This window comes from Metallosphaera sedula DSM 5348, from assembly GCF_000016605.1.
GTDB classification, from domain to species: domain Archaea; phylum Thermoproteota; class Thermoprotei_A; order Sulfolobales; family Sulfolobaceae; genus Metallosphaera; species Metallosphaera sedula.
Genome location: NC_009440.1, coordinates 173,534 through 190,836 on the forward strand (window position 1 = coordinate 173,534; position 17,303 = coordinate 190,836).

Below are 17,303 nucleotides of genomic sequence, written 5' to 3' on the forward strand. Positions count from 1 at the left end.
ATGTGGAGAGACACACCTCTGATCTATATTGTCCTTGAGAAGTTGCGCAAGATTAACGGCACCATAAGGGACGAGGACCTCTACAAGGAAGTCAAGAAGGACGTAAATTACGAATTTTCATTTAGTGATTTTCTTAAGGCGCTAATGGCCCTTGAAATAAGGGGAGTCATTAGCGTATCGTTAATTAGGGAGAACACAAGAATGGTTACCTATCTAGGTGAAAAGGAATAGGCGTAGATCTTTCCGATCTGGTCTCGGAGATAAAGAGGGATCTTAACTTAGCTGAGGTCAGGGGAAAGAAGGTCGGAATAGATGCCTATAACGCAATTTACCAGTTTCTCGCAGCGATCAGGCAGTATGATGGAACTCCTCTTATGAATAGACAAGGCAAGGTAACTAGTCATCTAAATGGAGTCTTTTATAGAACCGTGAACCTTCTTGAGGAAGGGATCATTCCAATTTACGTTTTCGATGGGAAGCCTCCTGAGTTGAAGGCCCAGGAACTGGAGAACAGGAGAAAAATGAAGGAGGAGGCAGAGAAGAAGCTAGAGAAGGCCAAGGAATCGGGAAAGGTGGAGGAAATGAGGAAGTACTCGCAGATGACTTCCAGACTGACCACCGATATGGCGAAGGAAAGCAAGGAACTCCTGGAATACATGGGAGTCCCCACAGTTCAGGCCCCATCTGAGGGTGAAGCTGAGGCTGCCTACCTTAATGCGAAGGGAATTACGTATGCCTCCGCCAGTCAAGACTATGATTCTCTGCTCTTCGGCGCAGAGAAGTTGATCAGAAACCTCACCATAAGCGGGAAGAGGAAACTGCCCAACAAGGACGTGTACGTGGAGGTAAAACCTGAACTCATCGAGACAGCTTCCCTCCTCAAGAAGCTAGAGATAACAAGGGAGCAACTGATTGACATTGCGATTCTGGTGGGAACGGACTACAACCCCGATGGAGTAAGGGGCATAGGCCCCAAGAAAGCCTATAAACTGATCAAGACCTACAAAAAAATTGAAAATATAGATAAAAGGGAGTTACCTGAGCCTATTTACTTTGACTACGAAAAGATAAGGGAGTTGTTCCTTAAACCTCAAGTAACTCTTCCGTCCACACCACTTGAGCTGAGCGATCCCGATCCCAGCAAGATAATTCAGTTTCTGGTGAACGAGAACGATTTTAACGAGGAAAGGGTTAGGGGAACGATAGAGAGGCTTCAGAAGGCTATGAAGGAGATTAAGGATATAAAAAGACAAACAGGGTTGGATCAGTGGTTTTAACAAGTTCATAATGTGAATTTAAATTTTAAGATACGTATTTGATTTGTGTCATTTACGAGTACTCGCTACTTTCCTGTATTTCTTAACCTGAGAGGGATGCGAATCCTAGTGATTGGCGGAGGCAAGGTTGGGAGTAAGCGAGCTCTTAAATTCAGTGAGTATGGCGCTGAGGTTACAGTTCTCTCCCTGGCCTTTTCAGAGGAGTTGTCTAAAAGGGATGATATTAAGAAGATTTCCCTTGATGCCAGGGAGGTTAATCGAGAGTTTATACGGAACTACGATATCGTAATAACTGCGACCAATAACCCTGAGGTAAACTCTAGGATATGTGATCTCTGCAGGGAGGAGAGAAAGCTTTGTAACAACCCAACCAATCCCTCCGAGTCCTCGTTCATTGTTCCCATCTTTTACGAAGATGAGGACATAGGGATAGCCGTGACTACTATGGGAAAATCCAGTATTATGTCTAAGGTAATACTGGATAGGGCCTTGGAGGCCTTGAGGGAAGACCCCAAGATACTACTGGAGCTGAAGGTTATGGCTGACGTCAAGGCAATGCTTAAGAGGAAGGTCGCTGATCCAAGCATTAGGTATGTCCTATATCAAAAAATATTTGTTGATAGAGAATTCGAAAGTTTCATTAATAATGGAAACGTGAACAGTGCAATGAAAAGGGCGGAGGAGATCATCAATGAATCCAGTCAATGACATCATAGATTCCTATTCTGCAATAGTTTACACCCATAAAACCGTAGGAGTGGATAAACTAGCTTCCCATTATCTAGGATGGAACGAAATAAAGGAACTCTCAAAGTACTATGACGGCGAAATGGCAGTTCTGCAGACGTGCAACAGGATAGAGATTTACCTTTTCTCGAGGAACGAGTCAAGCGTAAATGAGATACTTCACTACCTCAACGAGGTTCACAACAAGGTAATATCCACTGATGCCACAATCCTTAGAGGAGAGGAGGCAATTAAACATCTGTTTGAGGTTGCCTCGGGTATCGACTCGCTCTCGGTGGGCGAATACGAGATATTGAAGCAGATAAAGGACGCCATGAGGGATTCCATAAAGCTAGGCATTGGTTCCCGTTACATAAGGGCACTACTCGAGAGGTCCCTAAAGGTAGGGAGAAGGGTTAGACTGGAGACGGGAATTTCCCGTGGGAAGGTTGGAGTTTACTCGTTAGCTGTAGAGTTCGCCAAAAGTCGTTTCGGTGATATCCTAGGCAAGAAAATAGCCATACTGGGTGCAGGGGAGATTGGGGGAAAGCTAGCACTCATTCTTCACAACGAGGGAGCAACAGACGTGACCATCTTTAACAGAACCTTTGAGCGCGGGAGGAACCTCGCAATCAAATATGGGTATAGTTACTTCCCCCTGGACTTTAGCAGGTTGCATAACTATGATATAATTTTCTCGGCCATATTCTACCCTGAGAAGGTTAAGGCTCCCGAGGGAACGGTGGTCATAGATCTGGGATCTCCGCCAGTATTTGAGGGTTCAAACGTCTATACCCTCAAGGACCTGGAGGAGTTGTCTAAGGCCACGCTTGAGGAGAGGCAGAGGGAGATAGAGAGGGCCGAGTCCATAATCAGGGAGGGATTAGAGGAGTTCAGGAAGGACTGTCTGAACTTAGTTTATGACAACTTTGTTTCCTCTTTCATGTCACGGGTTGAGGAGACAAGGAAGGAAGAGGTGGAGAGGGCGCTCAAAGTCCTTGGTGACGATGGCGAGGAAACCAGGGAGGTGTTGGAGGCAATGACCAGGTCTATGATCAAGAAAATCTTCTCTCCTATGTTCCAGAACCTGAGACGAGCAGTGGAAAACAATGAGATAAATTACATTAACTTAGCCACATCACTATTAACCCATGGTGGGATATCCCAAGATAAGACCAAGGAGATTAAGACAGAACAAGAATATAAGGGACGCAGTAGCGGAGACGAAACTGACTCATGATAACCTAATCTTACCCATCTTTGTTAAGGAGGGTATATCTAAGCCCGAGGAAATTTCCTCAATGCCTGACGTTTATAGGTACCCTGTGGGTGATCCCCTAATTAAGTTCGTAGAGGGGAATTATTCCAAGGGAATAAGGAAGGTTATCCTGTTCGGGATTCCATCCTTCAAGGATAACATAGCGAGCTCCGCATATCAGAAGGATGGAGTAATTCAGAGGTCGTTAAAGCTATTGAAGGAAACATTTGGAGACAAGATACTTCTCTTCGCAGACGAATGCACTGACGAGTACACTAGTCATGGACACTGTGGGATAGTGAATTACAGGGGGAAACAATATTACATTGACAACGATGAGAGCTTGAAGGTCCACGCGAAGATAGCCCTGTCTCAAGCCGAGGCAGGTGCCGACGTGATTGCACCCTCTAGCATGATGGATGGAGTTGTTGGCGCCATTAGGGAAGAGCTTGACAGAAATGGCTTTACTGATACCCTTATCATGTCTTATAGCGTGAAGTACGCCTCAGTCTTCTATTCCCCGTTTAGAGAGGCAGCCAGCTCAGCCCCTGCATTTGGGGACAGGAAAAGCTACCAGATGGACCCACGAAACGCCAACGAGGCGATAAAGGAGGCCAGATTGGACTTAGAGGAGGGGGCTGATATACTTATGGTGAAACCGGCCCACACTTACCTAGACGTGATAAGGCTGGTAAAGGAGACCTATCCCGAATATCCCCTAGCAGCATATCATGTTAGCGGAGAGTATTCCATGATCAAGGCCGCGGCCATAAACGGTTGGTTGAACGAGAAGGTGGCCGTCCTCGAGATCACTCACGCCATTAGGCGTGCGGGGGCTGATATGATCCTGACCTATTACGCTCCAAAACTGGCAGAGTGGATTTTGGAGGCGAGTCCGTTTTGAGCAGTGATTTGTGGAATAAGGCTCAAGCTGTCTTTGCAGGTGGAGTAAATAGCCCAGTAAGGGCTGCGGTAAAGCCATTTCCCTTCTATACTAGATCTGCTAAGGGCGCATACCTAGTTACAGAGGATTCAAGGAGACTCATTGATTTCGTTTTGGGATATGGTCCCCTGATTCTTGGTCACGCCCACCCCAAGGTAATCGAGGCAGTGAAGGACCAGTTAGAGAGGGGATGGTTATACGGAACCCCCAGCAGGGCGGAGGTTGAGCTTGCCTCCATGATTACCAAGCATGTACCATCTGCCCAGAAGGTCAGATTCGTGAATAGTGGCACAGAAGCTACCATGACCGCACTCAGGTTAAGCAGGGGATTCACTGGTAGGAGTAAGATACTCAAGTTCGACGGTAATTATCACGGGGCCCACGATTACGTTCTCATCGACGCGGGAAGCGCAGCTTCGGAGTTCGGAGTTCCCTTCTCTCAGGGAATACCCACGGAGGTCTCATCCACCGTGTTGGTTTGCCCCTACAATGACTTGACCTGCGTGGAGACGGTATTGAAGAGGGAGGAGATAGCTGGGGTAATAGTGGAGCCTGTGATGGGAAACATGGGAGTTATTCCACCTGAGAAGGATTTCTTACCAGGTTTGAGGAAGCTCACCAGAGAATACGGGTCAGTGCTAATTTTCGACGAAGTGATTACGGGCTTCAGGTTAGGATTAGGTGGCGCGCAATCCTATTTTGGGGTGACGCCCGACCTGACAACCTTGGGTAAGATAATAGGCGGAGGTTTCCCCATAGGTGCAGTTTGCGGTAGGAAAGAGATAATGGACCAGCTCACCCCCTCTGGAAGAGTGTTCAACGCTGGAACCTTTAATGCAAACCCAATTTCCATGACAGCCGGGATAGCCACAATACAAGAACTTGAGAAAAAGGAGGTGTACACGGTGAGCGAGAGGGCTGCAAGGGTCTTGGCTGAGGAGATAGATCGGGCCATAAAGATGGACCACGTCGTGAACAGGGTCTACAACTTTTTCCAGTTCTTCCTTGGGGTGAAGGATGTCAGAAACGCTAATGATGCTCGTAAGGCAAAGAGGGATCTTTACGTTAAAGTTCACGAGAGTTTACTGAAGGAGGGGGTATTCATCCCTCCAAGTCAGTTTGAGGCCCTCTTTACCTCAGGAGCTCATGATGACGACGTGGTGAATGAAAGTGCTAGGGTCTTCAAGAAGGTACTGGAGGATCTAACGTGAAGATAAGGATCGCCGCGAGGGGAAGTAAGCTAAGCCTTAAGCAAGTGGAGATAGTGACCACTTATTTACAGGCCAAGGGATATGAAACGGAGTTCATCGAAATCAAGACCAAGGCAGACCTATTTGGAAATAAACCCCTCCATGAGATAGGCAAGGGCGTTTTTGAGAAGGAAGTCAATGAGGCGGTTCTTCAGGGAAGGGCGGATATAGCTGTACACAGCATGAAGGATATGTCATCCGAGTTACCCCCAGGTCTAGAATTGTTGGCAACTCCCAAGAGGGAGAACCCGGTAGACGTTCTAGTCTCTGAGTTAAACCTTGAGGAATTGCCAGAGAAATCACGAATAGGCACAGGGAGTCTAAGGAGGGCTAATTTCCTTAAGGTCGTGAGACCCGATCTGGTAGTCGAGAATATAAGAGGTAATGTGGACACCAGACTTAGAAAGTATAGGGACCATGAATATGATGGAATAATTTTGGCTGAGGCTGGGTTAAGGAGGCTTGGAGTCGAGGTTAAGAGATTCCCACTCGACGTAGAAAGCTTCACTCCTGAACCCAACCAGGGTATAATAGCTGTTGTGGGAAGTCCCAAGTTCCTGGGTCTATTTCAAGAGCTTAACGATACGGGGACCATGAAGGAGGCTCTAGCAGAGAAGGAGACGGTAAAAGTAGTTGGGGGTGGGTGTCACTCACCTTTGGGAGTTCTGTTTAGGCTGGAGGATGACGTGTTACATGGTATAGCGAGTTACAGCAATGGAGTAAAGAGAGTCACCGTTAAGCTCTCGACGCGTGAGTCACCTCAGATTGCCGGTAATCAACTAGGTAAAGCCCTGGTAAAGGCGATGAAAGATGAGGGTCTTATACCTTAGACCTGAGGGGAGTTCGTTACCAGAGCTTCCAGGGTTTAGTATCCTCAACGTCTCTATTTTCTCCGTAAAGTGCCTCGAGTATGACAACTCGTATCTGAAGAGTGACGGAGTTGCGTTTACTAGCGTAAACGCGGTAAGATGCTTCAAGGACTTTGATAGTATACGGGGAAAAAGTATATTTTCCATAGGTCCGGGGACGGCTGAGGAGTTAAGGAAGCATGGGTTCGAATCGATCTATCCAGAAAGGTATACTAGCAAGGATCTAGCTCTCCTGATCCTCAGGAGTGGCGTTCGCGAGGTTTCTGCCTTCAGGAGCCTCAAGGCATCAGATGATATGAGGAGGATACTAGTCTCTATCCTATATCATGAAGTATACGACTACGATCTAATCTTAGATGAAGAGAAGCTAAACCAAGTTAAGGAACTTCTCGCTACGTGTTCCGTGGATGTTGTGGTGCTGACGAGTTCATTAATAGCTAAAAGTGTAGCTAATTTCATAAGGGATTGTCATAAAGTAGTTACCATAGGACCAATGACATCTGCTTCACTGAAAACACTTAGACCGGACTTGAGTTTCACTGAAAGCGACGAGTCCACAATAGATGGGACCGTTAAGGTTTTGAAGAGTTTGAAAGGAGGTGAAAGAGATGGATGACGTTCGAGACCTATTACTTAAGGTGCTCAGGAAAATAGATCCCACCATCATTGAGGACACTGTGGATATCAAGTTTATACAGAACTTCAAGGACAGATATGACGTGTTCGGCCAGTTCAAGAATGCCAAGGGGATTTACGAATTTGCGGTGAGCTTTGATAACAAGGGAAATATTAAGAGAGAACACGTTAACATGATAGTCCCTCATAAGGTTAGAGATGATATTGAACGTAAAGTTTACGATAAAGGTGATTGATTGAAAGTTTTATTGGTTGTTGTGGACGGGCTGGCCTATCATTTAATGGAGAGATTCATAGATCAACTTCCCACTATTCAGGAGATGGCGGAGGAAGGGGTGTATGGTCCCCTTGAGAGCACTTTCCCGTCCATAACCCCTGTGGCTTTAGCCTCTCTTTTCACTGGGGTATCACCAAAGGTTCACGGTGTTGTAGCCCCCAGAATATTCGTGAAGGGAAGAAAGATTCAGTCTAGCATATCTGCCTTTTCCAGTAGCTCACTCATGGTAGACCCTATCTGGGCTACGCTGGGAAGGAAAGGTTACAAGGTTGTGATAACCTCTGCTCCTCAGGCCTTACCAGATAAATGGAAACTAGATAATGTGATTCTGTTCGATCCATACAAGGCCAAGGTTAAGAGATGCTCCGAGGGAACCCTCCTCAAGGAGGGCGAAAACGAGTTTATTGGAAAGAAGTGGAGCGTAAAGGTAGAGGACCAGATTTACCTTGTGGGAGTGGAAGGACAAGAATTCAAAGTGGAGATGGGGTCATGGATTGGACCTCTGGAAGTAAACGGAAAGTGCGGAGAGGAAGAGTTGAAGGCTTCTATCTTTCTTCATGCAACTCCCCGTGGAGTATATGTAACTCCGCCAGCCTTTCTGAACTTTAAGTGGGGAAACAACAGGGACCTTCTCCTTGAGGTTTGGGAGAATGTAGTCAAGAAAGTTGGAATGTTGCTGGACGGTGATTATAAGGGATTAAACAAGGGCCTAATCACGTTCGATGAGTATTTAAAGACAGCTGAACTCTCCTTTAACTTTTTCGTGGAATACTCGCTCTACCTCCTTAGGAGAAGCGATTGGGATTTTGGAGTCACCTATCTTCCGATAGTGGATAATCTTCAGCACCTTTTGTATGGCGTGGATGATGGGAAGGCACTAGAGCACATTTTTCAGGCTTACAAAATGGCTGATAAGTTTCTAATGTTGCATAGGAGTTTAGCAGAAAATATATTCCTTTGTTCCGACCACGGAATAACAAAAATAAAGAAGAGAGTCTATGTCAATAAAATATTGGAGAGGTTAAACGTGTTGAAAATGGACGACGGTAAAATAAACTGGGGGAAAACTAAGGCCTACTATGGCGGGGGAGGCTTAATCAGGATAAACCTTAAAGATAGGGAGGAAGCCGGCGTGGTCTATCCGAAGGAGTATCAGAAGCTGGTAAGGTATATCGTGAAAAACCTAGAGGATCTTAAGGACGATGATGGTGAATCCATTTTCACGGGTATTTACATGAGGGACACTCCTGCCTCAGACAGACAGGGTGACATTGAGCTTAGCATTAGGGACTATTATTCGCTCAGTTCCAACGTTGATCATGAGAACGAGATAGATACCGTGAAACCCTATTCCACTTCCACGGGAGATCACGGGTTTTACAGGAAGGAGGACCTTTATGGAGTGATCCTAGGAATAGGACCCAAAATAGCCAGGGGTAAGAAGATAAAGGCCAAGATCGTCGACATAGCTCCCACAATCCTGAAGATTATGGACGTTCAAGGTCCTAAGATGGAGGGAAGGGTCCTAGTGGAGGCCCTGAGTAATGGAGGTCAGGAGTAAGAGACACAACAGGGTCAGGGCACCGTTTGATTGCGAGAGAGGGTTGCCCTATACAGAGGTAAACGTGAACGGGAAAATTGTGGAGAACTGTGAGCCTCCTACAAGACTTCATGGGCTTAGCTTTCCCTTAAGCGGGATGTATCTACATCGAGTCAAACTTCTGAGAACCTTTCCCTGGCTCCTGGAAAAGGTAGCAGAACGGATGAATGTTCCAGAAGGATACTCCACCGTGGAGGATTACAGGGTTGAGAGGGTTAGCGTGGATACGCTAATAGTAGGATCAGGACTTTCAGGTTTAACAGCTCTATCCAAGAGTAAGGCCATGCTTGTCACGAATGATCTTTACACAGACCTCTTTGACGATCCCTTGAATCAGGGAGAGCTTTTGGGGAAGGTCAAGGACATTATCAAGCAGAACGAGGGTAGGATAATTCAGGGCGACTTCCTAGGAAAGTTTACTGAGGGCTTTGTGGTCAGAACGGGTAAGAAACTCGTTCTAGTTTCCCCCTCCAGGGTGATCTTCGCCGTTGGTGGAAGATATTTGCCTCCTATCTTCGAGGGTAATGACTATCCCAACGTGATTTCCAGGAGACTTTATCTCAAGAGGAGATCTGCCTATAGAAGGATAGTGGTTCTTGGATCTTCGGATGATGCAATTAAAACTAGTCTAATTTCAGGAGGTAAAATTCTGACTCCGCGTGGGGTAAGGCTCTTCTCAAGAAGGTACTTGGAGTTGGCCGAAACTAGGGGGGTGGAGATAGAGGAGGTCGACTCTCTTAAGGTGAAACCAAGGGATGGCAAACTTTTCGTGGAGTGGAATAGTAGTAATCTTCTGGTTGACGCTGTGGTTTTCGCTCCAGTTAAACAGCCCAGACTGGAACCCATAGCTAATGCAGGGTGTGAATACAGGTTTTACCCAAACATGGGACTATACGTTCCGGAACATGAGATGGACGGTTACATGAGGAGTTGTGGGCACTTTGTAGTTGGAGGGGCCAGAGGCATCATGGACGAAGAAACGTCGATGTTAAGTGCTGAGGCTCCTTTTAGCGCTGAGGCCCTCTCTACCCTAGCCAGTCATCTGAAAGAAACTCCCCTTCACGAGTACTACACAAGGAATTTCGTATCTGTGAAGAGTCCATATTACTATTCTCCAGGAGGTTACGCTTGTTTCTGCGAAGATGTGCTCTGGAGTGATGTGGAACAGGTCATGAAAATGGGTTACGACAATGTGGAGTTAATCAAAAGGGTTGGTGGGATTGGTCTTGGCGAGTGTCAGGGCAAGGTTTGCACATACGTTACTGGTAGTATCCTGTCAAGTCAGAGGCTGATAACCTTCAGATCACCGCTTTACCCGATGTGATAGCCATGGTGGTAATTTTAGGGGCTGGAGGACACGGGATAAGTCTAGCTTATCATTTAGCAAAGAAAGGCGTTTCTTCCACCGTCATTGAAATGTCTAGAATAAACTACGGATCCAGTGGAAGGAACGCTGGAAGGTTTAGGTACCACTTCTACACGAGGGAAAATGTGGAGTTTGCAAAGGAGGCCATCCCCTACCTCCTAAAGATGTGCAAGGAATTACCACTTAACCCGGTCTGCGTTAAAACCGGTTATCTTTGGGTCCTTGAGGACGAGAAAACATTGGACGTCATCAAAAAAATGGACGGATTGTGGAAGTCCATGGGAGTGGGTGGAAAGTTCCTCGATTGTTCGGAGATAGACTACCTGAAGAGTGAGAGTCAGTGCTACCTTGCTCCACAGGACGGGGCATTTCATCACGATTACCTTACCTTCGGGATGTATGAGGAAGTGAAGGAGGAGATTACCCTAATCACGGGAGAGGCCAAGGAGCTAGTTGTGTCGGGAGGGAAAGTGAAAGGAGTTAAGGTCAATGGAAAGGTCATCAACAGCGACGTAGTTGTTGTAACCTTGGGGGCTTGGAGTGGAAAGTTCATGAAGGAGAACGGAATCTCACTTCCTGTAGAGCCAGAGAAGAAGGAGATCTTCATCACAGAGGACCTGAGGTATAGGGTAAAGCCCCTTGTGATAACTCCCAAGGTGTACTTCTCCCATACACTAAAGGGAGAAATAATTGGTGGAGTTGAGGATGTTAGGGAAAGAGGTTTCCTTGACTTTAACGTATCCCTAGAGAGAACAATACTGTTCTTAAGGGATGTAAGGAGGCTAATTAAAGGGGCCGAGGGGATAAGGGTGTTGAGAGGATGGGCAGGCTATTATGAAATGACACCAGATCACTCCCACGTAATGGGTTATTCCGAGTCTTGGCCCGAAGGCCTCTTTGTCGATGCTGGCTACAGCGGTCACGGCATGATGTTCTCCCCTTACTCTGGCAAGGTAATGGCGGACCTAATTCTGGATAATGTGAAGAGCAGGTTTATTGACATTTTTAGTCCGGAGAGATTTGAGAAGAATAGGTTAGTAGATGAAAGAATGGTCATTTGAGCTGGGATCTAACGTCAGAACTCTTTTCATTTCTGTCAGGCCAAACTCCTGTAGCCTGGTATCGTGGGGGGGGGGACCTATTCTTAGCCTTCCAGCGCGCGTTTTTATTAATCTTCTCCCATTTAGATTGTTATGGGAAAACTGTTTGGTACAGACGGAGTTAGAGGAATAGTAAACCAGGAGTTAACAGTGGAACTGGCTCAAGGGTTGGGTAAGGCAATAGGCACGTTCTTTGGAGAGGGTAGCAACATCCTCCTGGGGAGGGACGCGAGGGCAGGAGGGGACATGTTAAGCAGGGCGGTTGAGAGCGGTTTACTTAGTACAGGGGTAAGAGTCTTTGAGGGAGGATTTGCGCCCACTCCGGCGCTTCAATACGCTGTAAAAACACTTGGCTATGACGGTGGAGTGATAATAACCGCGAGTCATAACCCAAGGGAACATAATGGGATTAAGGTTCTGGATAGGGACGGCGTTGAAGTCTCTAGGGAAAAGGAGGACAAGATAGAGGAAATATACTTCTCAGGAAGGTTCAACGTCGTCCCCTGGAATAGGCTAACATACGACGTAAAGAGAGATGACAGGGTAATAGACACTTACGTTCAGGGAGTTCTATCCCACGTTGATGTAGAAAAGATAAGGGCAAGGAACTTCAAGGTACTCGTGGATGGTGCCAATAGCGTTGGATCAATTTCAACTCCAATGGTCGCAAGATTACTGGGTTGTAAGATCTTCACAATCAACGCAAACTTAGATCCTACTTTCCCTGCAAGGAACCCAGAGCCGACCATGGAATCTCTTAAGGAGACTGCAGGGATTGCCTCGTCTCTTAAGGTGGACTTGGCAGTAGCTCATGACGGGGATGCAGATAGGGCGATCTTTATAGACTCTAAGGGTAGGGTGCAATGGGGAGATAGGAGCGGTTCTCTGCTCAGTTGGTGGGCTTCAGGTAAGGTGAACTTCCCCAGGAGAATATTCACTGCAGTTTCCAGTTCCTCGCTGGTTCAAGAGTTCCTATCTCGTTATGGAATAGAGGTTGTATGGACTAAGGTGGGAAGTGTGGATATTGCCAGAAAACTTATCCAAGAAAAGGGGATAGCGGGCTTTGAGGAGAACGGTGGATTCATTTTCCCAGGACACCAGTATGTGAGGGACGGTGCAATGTCCTTTGCCCTCATGTTGGAGATGATGGCCTCTGAGGGGGTTAGCTCGGCCGACCTCTTCGATAGACTACCCCAGTATTATTTGGTCAAAACCAAGGTTGATCTTAAGCCAGGGATGGACGTTGCCAGAATCTATGAAAAGGTGGAAAGAGAGCTTGGCACAGGGAACCAGGTGGTTAAGATTGACGGTGTAAAGATCATTGGGAAAGACTTCTGGATCCTAGTGAGAAAGAGCGGTACTGAGCCAATAATTAGGGTGATGGTTGAGGCTAAGGAGCAGGGAATGGCTGAAAGCTTGGCAAACCAAGTCAAAGCCCTGATAGGTGCTTGACATGAAATACAGACTAATGGACATTCTGGCTTGCCCCATGTGCAAACATTTTCACCTGGATCTCTACGTGTTCCAGGAGAAGGAGTATCCCAAGAGGGAACCTAACGGACAGCTTCCCCTCTGTGAAATTTACTGTGCCTATAAGAACACCGAGGTAAAGTCCCTAGAGTCTCCACCTTGTCAAGAGTGCATAAAGAAGGAGGTAGTGGAGGGCCTACTGGTGTGCCCGGCGTGTAACAGATGGTACCCCATCATCGACGAGATACCTAGGATGTTGCCAGATAAGTTAAGGAAAAGGGAGAGCGAACTTGAGTTTCTTGAAAAATACAAATCTAAAATTCCCCAAAAGGTGCTAGAGAGCGGACTTCCCTTCAATCTCAAGAGTTAACTATCCCAGCTTTACTCAAATTAAAATGAGCTTATTAATGGCCATTCCCTAACTTACTATGGTGTAAACATTATGGAAGGCTCATTCATTAGTAATCTGGATGAATGGATTAAGATGCAGAAGAATCTGCTTGCAACAATCAAGGACATGGAGAAGAAAGAGGAGACAATGGAGGAGGACAGGTTAGACCTAATTCTCGCCTCGAGGGTAGCTTTCCAGCACATGATGAGGACCTTGAAGGCTTTCGATCAATGGTTACAGGACCCCATGATAATCAAGCATATGCCAAGGGAGATGCTTGAGGATGTTAAGAAGACCAGTTGGGCTATACTTCAGCAACTCCTAGAACTAGATGTGAGACATACGAGCCAGGCCAAGGAATTGATAACGAAGCTTGGGAAAGAGGGGAAGTTAGATCCCTTAATCTGGAGCAGACCGCCAGTGGAAGAACAACCTAGCCAGCCAAAGAGAGGTACCTTCACAACAATGTAAGCTTAAATGTTTTCAATTTTAGTTACTAAGTCTAAATTAACTGAGACATATTTTGGCGTTAAGATTTTCTACTTTTTATATTTACTATTAATTAGATAAATAATACCAACTACTATAATGGTATTTCTTAACTTTAATCTTACGAGAGAATTATTCTATCTTCTCCTTCTTCTTTCAGATCTTAACTTAAGGTTGTACTCCTGGTCAATGGACACTATTTTCTGTTTCAGCTCAGTAACCACATTGTTTACCGTGTTAATGAAACCCTCATCTAACAGTTGTTTATTTGCAGCTAAGGCCTCCTCTCCGTCATTAGTTAGTTTAAGCTTCTTGGTCTGGTCTGACTCGATATATCCTAGATAGAGCAGGGAAGTAATATCCTCTTTCACAGTGGGACTAATCAGGTTGTTCCCTAGCGTGTTGAATTGATGCCCCATGTTTAATCCCTTCTGGGCCCCCTCATACAACAACGTGATTAATCCCTTCTCTGTAACTCCTCCAAGAACCTTTATGATGTATAGTAACTGAAGCTTTCTCTTGTCCTCCTTGAGCACCGAGGGAGAAATCACTTGCTTAGATGACGTCTTAAGTTCCTTGGATTTGCCTGGCTGTCCTCCTTGACTTGGTTGAGACATTCAATCACCGTGTTGCTATAGTACTGGTGGATAAGATTTTAATTATTTCCTCAGCCACCTTCCTTGGAGTGCTACTCCTAGTTATTGCTCCACCCACAACGTAAATCGAAATGGGAAGCTCAGCTAGCTCGGGTATTGTCTTTGGACTTAACCCTCCTGCAACTGAGATTAATCCGTACTTACCAGCTTCCCTTATTTCCTCCTTGAGGTCCGCTACGGTTACTCCTCTCTTCTTTTGTACATCCAGGCCAATGTGAAATCCCACAATGTCCACTCCAATTCCAAAGAGCTCCTTTGCTCTTTCCACGGTGTTCTTAACTCCTATTAGGTCTGCCTGAACCACTATTCCTACCTCTCTAGCTCTCTTCACTGCGCTCTCCACCGTGGAATCATCCATTGCGCCCAGGACAGTCATTATGTTTGATTTGCCCCTGAGGGCTATTTCCACCTCAACATCTCCAGCATCCGCGGTCTTTGTGTCAGCTAAAACAATGTTGTTGAACTCACGAAGCTTTAGTAATCCCCTAATTCCTTCAGCCTTTACAAGTGGCGTTCCAGCTTCAATTATAACGTTTCTTAGATCCGCCACCTCTCTCGCCACCTTAAGGGCGTCATTTATATCAATGAAGTCCAAAGCTACCTGGAGATGCTTCGCCTGTTTTAATCTTTCAAGAATCTCCGATCTCATACCTGCTTTACCTATTCGGGGGTAATAATTAAACTATCCTGCAATGGCTTTTTATTCTCGCCGTGAGAAACTTGTTTACTGTGATTTCCTAGGTGACAAAATACATCGTAGTGACCGGCGGAGTTCTTTCCAGTGTTGGCAAGGGTACTGTTTCAGCCTCGTTAGGGCTCATCCTAAAAAACATGGGTTATAACGTGAGTATAATCAAGGTGGATCCCTACATTAACGTTGATGCAGGGACAATGAACCCCTATATGCATGGTGAGGTCTTCGTTACAGAGGACGGTGCTGAGACTGACCTGGATCTGGGTCACTACGAGAGATTCCTTAACATTAACACAAGCAAGCACAACAATATAACCGCTGGGAAGGTCTATTTCGAGGTCATAAGAAAGGAAAGAGAAGGTAAGTACATGGGCCAGACGGTCCAGATTATCCCTCACGTGACAGACGAAATCAAGGCTATGGTCAGGAAAGTCGGTGAAGTGGAGAAGGCTGACATAGTGATAGTTGAGGTAGGAGGGACCGTTGGGGACATCGAGGGACTGCCGTTCCTTGAGGCCATGAGGGAACTCAGACTAGAGGAGGAAGAGCATAACGTAATATTCGTCCATGTAGCCCTTGTGGAGTACCTTTCTGTTACTGGGGAACTAAAGACAAAGCCTCTACAGCACAGCGTTCAAGAGCTCAGGAGGATAGGGATACAGCCAGATATAGTTATTGCTAGATCCATAATAGAGCTTGACGAGGATACCAAGAGGAAGATCGCGCTTTTCACCAATGTAAGGCCTGAGTACATATTCTCGAGCTATGACGTGGAAACGGCATACGAGGTACCGCTCATTCTCCAGAGACAGGGACTAGGGGCAAGGGTCACATCTAAGCTTGGACTCCCACAAAAAACTCCTGATTTTGGAGAGTGGGAGAAATTTGTGTACTCGGTAAAGAGGAAAGAAGGTAAAAGGGTAAAGATAGCCCTTGTGGGAAAATACACAAAGCTCAAGGATAGTTACCTTAGTATAAAGGAGGCAATATATCACGCCTCTGCTCACCTTGGCGTGATTCCTGAACTACTTTGGATCGAGTCGTCGGACCTGGAGAGGGAGAACCCAGAGGCAATACTGAAACAGGCAGAAGGTATCATAGTATTGCCTGGATTCGGCTCCAGGGGTACAGAGGGAAAGATCAAGGCAATTAACTACGCTAGGGTTAATAACGTTCCCTTCCTAGGAATATGCTTCGGGTTACAACTGGCAGTGGTTGAGTTTGCCAGGAACGTTGTGGGTCTTCAGGGTGCACATAGCACGGAAATAGACCCTAACGCTCCCCATCCAGTGGTGACCCTGTTAGATGAGCAGAAAAAGGTTACGCAATTTGGCGGAACAATGAGGTTGGGAGCCCAGAGGATAAGCCTAGTTCGAGGAACCCTGGCCCACTCAATTTACGGGAAGGACGTAATCTACGAAAGGCATAGGCACAGGTATGAGGTGAACCCCTCCTACGTGGATCTACTTCAGAAGCACGGGTTAACAATCTCAGGAATTAGTGACAATGGTCTTGTGGAGATGATAGAGCTTAAGGATCACAGATTCTTCATAGCTACCCAGGCCCACCCCGAGTTCAAGAGTAGGCCCTTAAATCCAGCTCCCCTATTCCTTGGTTTCCTCAGGGCCGTCGTCGGGAACTAGGGAGATAATTATCCTGGAGTACTTGGCTTTGATCAATTTTTTCAACCCCTTGTTTCCCTCGGTGTATCTCACCTCCACTAACCCTGAGCTCTCCAGTAACGCAACTTGAGAGCTAACGTTTCCCTTAGTCATATGCAGTTCTTCGCTCAGGTCCGTGATGCTCTTTTCCCCCTCGGCTATCAGTCTGAGAATGTTGACCCTGGTAACGGATGAGAGAGCCTCAGTGACTCTAACTACGTCCTCAACGTCAGAGACCACCAGTTCCATGGAGAATATATTTTTCACTTTATTCATAAGGGTTTGTCCCTGAATCCTTCACGTCATTCTTTTATAGTAGTGAAGCCTTAAGATTAAAGGAGGAGGTAAAATTTTGCAGGCAAAGGTAGAGAATCCTTTGAAAAGCCTAAGGATGGCTACAAACAAGATTGTCCTTGTTAAGCTGAAGGACGGTTCTGAGTATATAGGTAAAATGGAACAATCAGATGGGACTATGAACCTGGTTCTAAGGGACTGCACAGAAATGAGGGAAGGTACTGCGGACCCCATAGCGAAGTATGGCAGAGTCTTAATACGTGGTAGTAATATTCTATTTATCAGTGTGGATTACGAGAACATCATTAACACGGGCAAGTAATTTTTTAAAAGTAGCAGGGCAGTT

General features: G+C 46.2%; 20 protein-coding genes. 17 read left to right on the forward strand and 3 right to left on the reverse strand.

Annotated features, from left to right (window positions below; translation table 11 throughout):
• The 15 genes from MSED_RS01100 (at position 1) to MSED_RS01170 (ending at position 13,634) form a co-directional block, all read left to right on the forward strand.
• Positions 1–231: a hypothetical protein gene (locus MSED_RS01100; protein ID WP_011921356.1), complete on the forward strand. Its 231-nt coding sequence runs from the start codon at positions 1–3 to the stop codon at positions 229–231.
• A complete protein-coding gene (gene fen / locus MSED_RS01105; protein WP_080512748.1) occupies positions 228–1,277 on the forward strand; it encodes a flap endonuclease-1 in 1,050 nt (349 codons plus the stop codon). Before MSED_RS01100 ends, fen begins: the two co-directional genes overlap by 4 nt.
• 45 nt (positions 1,278–1,322) lie before the next feature.
• Entirely contained in the window at positions 1,323–1,985 is a 663-nt protein-coding gene (locus tag MSED_RS01110) for a precorrin-2 dehydrogenase/sirohydrochlorin ferrochelatase family protein (protein WP_225938903.1), read from the forward strand.
• A complete protein-coding gene (locus MSED_RS01115; RefSeq protein WP_011921359.1) occupies positions 1,969–3,243 on the forward strand; it encodes a glutamyl-tRNA reductase in 1,275 nt (424 codons plus the stop codon). The genes MSED_RS01110 and MSED_RS01115 overlap by 17 nt, the downstream gene beginning before the upstream one ends.
• Positions 3,155–4,165 carry a porphobilinogen synthase gene (gene hemB / locus MSED_RS01120; protein ID WP_011921360.1) on the forward strand — a complete coding sequence of 337 codons (1,011 nt, stop codon included), beginning with the start codon at positions 3,155–3,157 and terminating at the stop codon, positions 4,163–4,165. The genes MSED_RS01115 and hemB overlap by 89 nt, the downstream gene beginning before the upstream one ends.
• Positions 4,162–5,415, forward strand: coding sequence for a glutamate-1-semialdehyde 2,1-aminomutase (gene hemL, locus MSED_RS01125; RefSeq protein ID WP_011921361.1), 1,254 nt, complete (start codon positions 4,162–4,164; stop codon positions 5,413–5,415). Before hemB ends, hemL begins: the two co-directional genes overlap by 4 nt.
• The gene (gene hemC / locus MSED_RS01130; protein ID WP_011921362.1) at positions 5,412–6,284 is read left to right on the forward strand and encodes a hydroxymethylbilane synthase; all 873 of its coding nucleotides are present in this window, start codon (positions 5,412–5,414) and stop codon (positions 6,282–6,284) included. The genes hemL and hemC overlap by 4 nt, the downstream gene beginning before the upstream one ends.
• On the forward strand, positions 6,265–6,939 hold the full coding sequence (locus MSED_RS01135; protein WP_011921363.1) for a uroporphyrinogen-III synthase: 675 nt from the start codon (positions 6,265–6,267) through the stop codon (positions 6,937–6,939). The genes hemC and MSED_RS01135 overlap by 20 nt, the downstream gene beginning before the upstream one ends.
• Positions 6,932–7,195 (forward strand): hypothetical protein, encoded by a 264-nt coding sequence (locus MSED_RS12125; protein WP_011921364.1) that lies wholly within the window; start codon positions 6,932–6,934, stop codon positions 7,193–7,195. Before MSED_RS01135 ends, MSED_RS12125 begins: the two co-directional genes overlap by 8 nt.
• Entirely contained in the window at positions 7,196–8,797 is a 1,602-nt protein-coding gene (locus MSED_RS01145) for an alkaline phosphatase family protein (protein ID WP_011921365.1), read from the forward strand.
• Positions 8,781–10,160, forward strand: coding sequence for a hypothetical protein (locus MSED_RS01150; RefSeq protein WP_011921366.1), 1,380 nt, complete (start codon positions 8,781–8,783; stop codon positions 10,158–10,160). The genes MSED_RS01145 and MSED_RS01150 overlap by 17 nt, the downstream gene beginning before the upstream one ends.
• A gap of 5 nt (positions 10,161–10,165) precedes the next feature.
• Positions 10,166–11,263 carry an NAD(P)/FAD-dependent oxidoreductase gene (locus MSED_RS01155; protein ID WP_011921367.1) on the forward strand — a complete coding sequence of 366 codons (1,098 nt, stop codon included), beginning with the start codon at positions 10,166–10,168 and terminating at the stop codon, positions 11,261–11,263.
• A 132-nt stretch (positions 11,264–11,395) separates the two neighbouring features.
• Positions 11,396–12,754 carry a phosphoglucosamine mutase gene (gene glmM / locus MSED_RS01160; protein WP_011921368.1) on the forward strand — a complete coding sequence of 453 codons (1,359 nt, stop codon included), beginning with the start codon at positions 11,396–11,398 and terminating at the stop codon, positions 12,752–12,754.
• Between the two features lies 1 nt (position 12,755).
• Complete coding sequence (locus tag MSED_RS01165) at positions 12,756–13,142, forward strand: Trm112 family protein (RefSeq protein WP_011921369.1); 387 nt, start codon at positions 12,756–12,758, stop codon at positions 13,140–13,142.
• A 72-nt stretch (positions 13,143–13,214) separates the two neighbouring features.
• A complete protein-coding gene (locus tag MSED_RS01170; protein WP_011921370.1) occupies positions 13,215–13,634 on the forward strand; it encodes a DUF2153 domain-containing protein in 420 nt (139 codons plus the stop codon).
• A 155-nt stretch (positions 13,635–13,789) separates the two neighbouring features.
• Here MSED_RS01170 and MSED_RS01175 read toward each other — a convergent pair whose 3' ends face one another.
• Positions 13,790–14,269, reverse strand: a complete 480-nt coding sequence (locus MSED_RS01175) for a hypothetical protein (protein ID WP_011921371.1) — start codon at positions 14,267–14,269, stop codon at positions 13,790–13,792.
• 4 nt (positions 14,270–14,273) lie between these two features.
• Positions 14,274–14,957 carry an orotidine 5'-phosphate decarboxylase / HUMPS family protein gene (locus MSED_RS01180; RefSeq protein ID WP_011921372.1) on the reverse strand — a complete coding sequence of 228 codons (684 nt, stop codon included), beginning with the start codon at positions 14,955–14,957 and terminating at the stop codon, positions 14,274–14,276.
• A gap of 92 nt (positions 14,958–15,049) precedes the next feature.
• Here MSED_RS01180 and MSED_RS01185 point away from each other — a divergent pair, with 92 nt between their 5' ends.
• The gene (locus MSED_RS01185) at positions 15,050–16,645 is read left to right on the forward strand and encodes a CTP synthase (RefSeq protein WP_011921373.1); all 1,596 of its coding nucleotides are present in this window, start codon (positions 15,050–15,052) and stop codon (positions 16,643–16,645) included.
• Here MSED_RS01185 and MSED_RS01190 read toward each other — a convergent pair.
• Positions 16,607–16,912, reverse strand: a complete 306-nt coding sequence (locus MSED_RS01190) for an ArsR/SmtB family transcription factor (protein ID WP_048060224.1) — start codon at positions 16,910–16,912, stop codon at positions 16,607–16,609. The genes MSED_RS01185 and MSED_RS01190 overlap by 39 nt on opposite strands.
• 103 nt (positions 16,913–17,015) lie before the next feature.
• Between MSED_RS01190 and MSED_RS01195 the strand changes: the two genes are divergently transcribed.
• A complete protein-coding gene (locus tag MSED_RS01195) occupies positions 17,016–17,279 on the forward strand; it encodes a U6 snRNA-associated Sm-like protein LSm6 (protein WP_011921375.1) in 264 nt (87 codons plus the stop codon).
• Positions 17,280–17,303 lie beyond the last annotated feature (24 nt).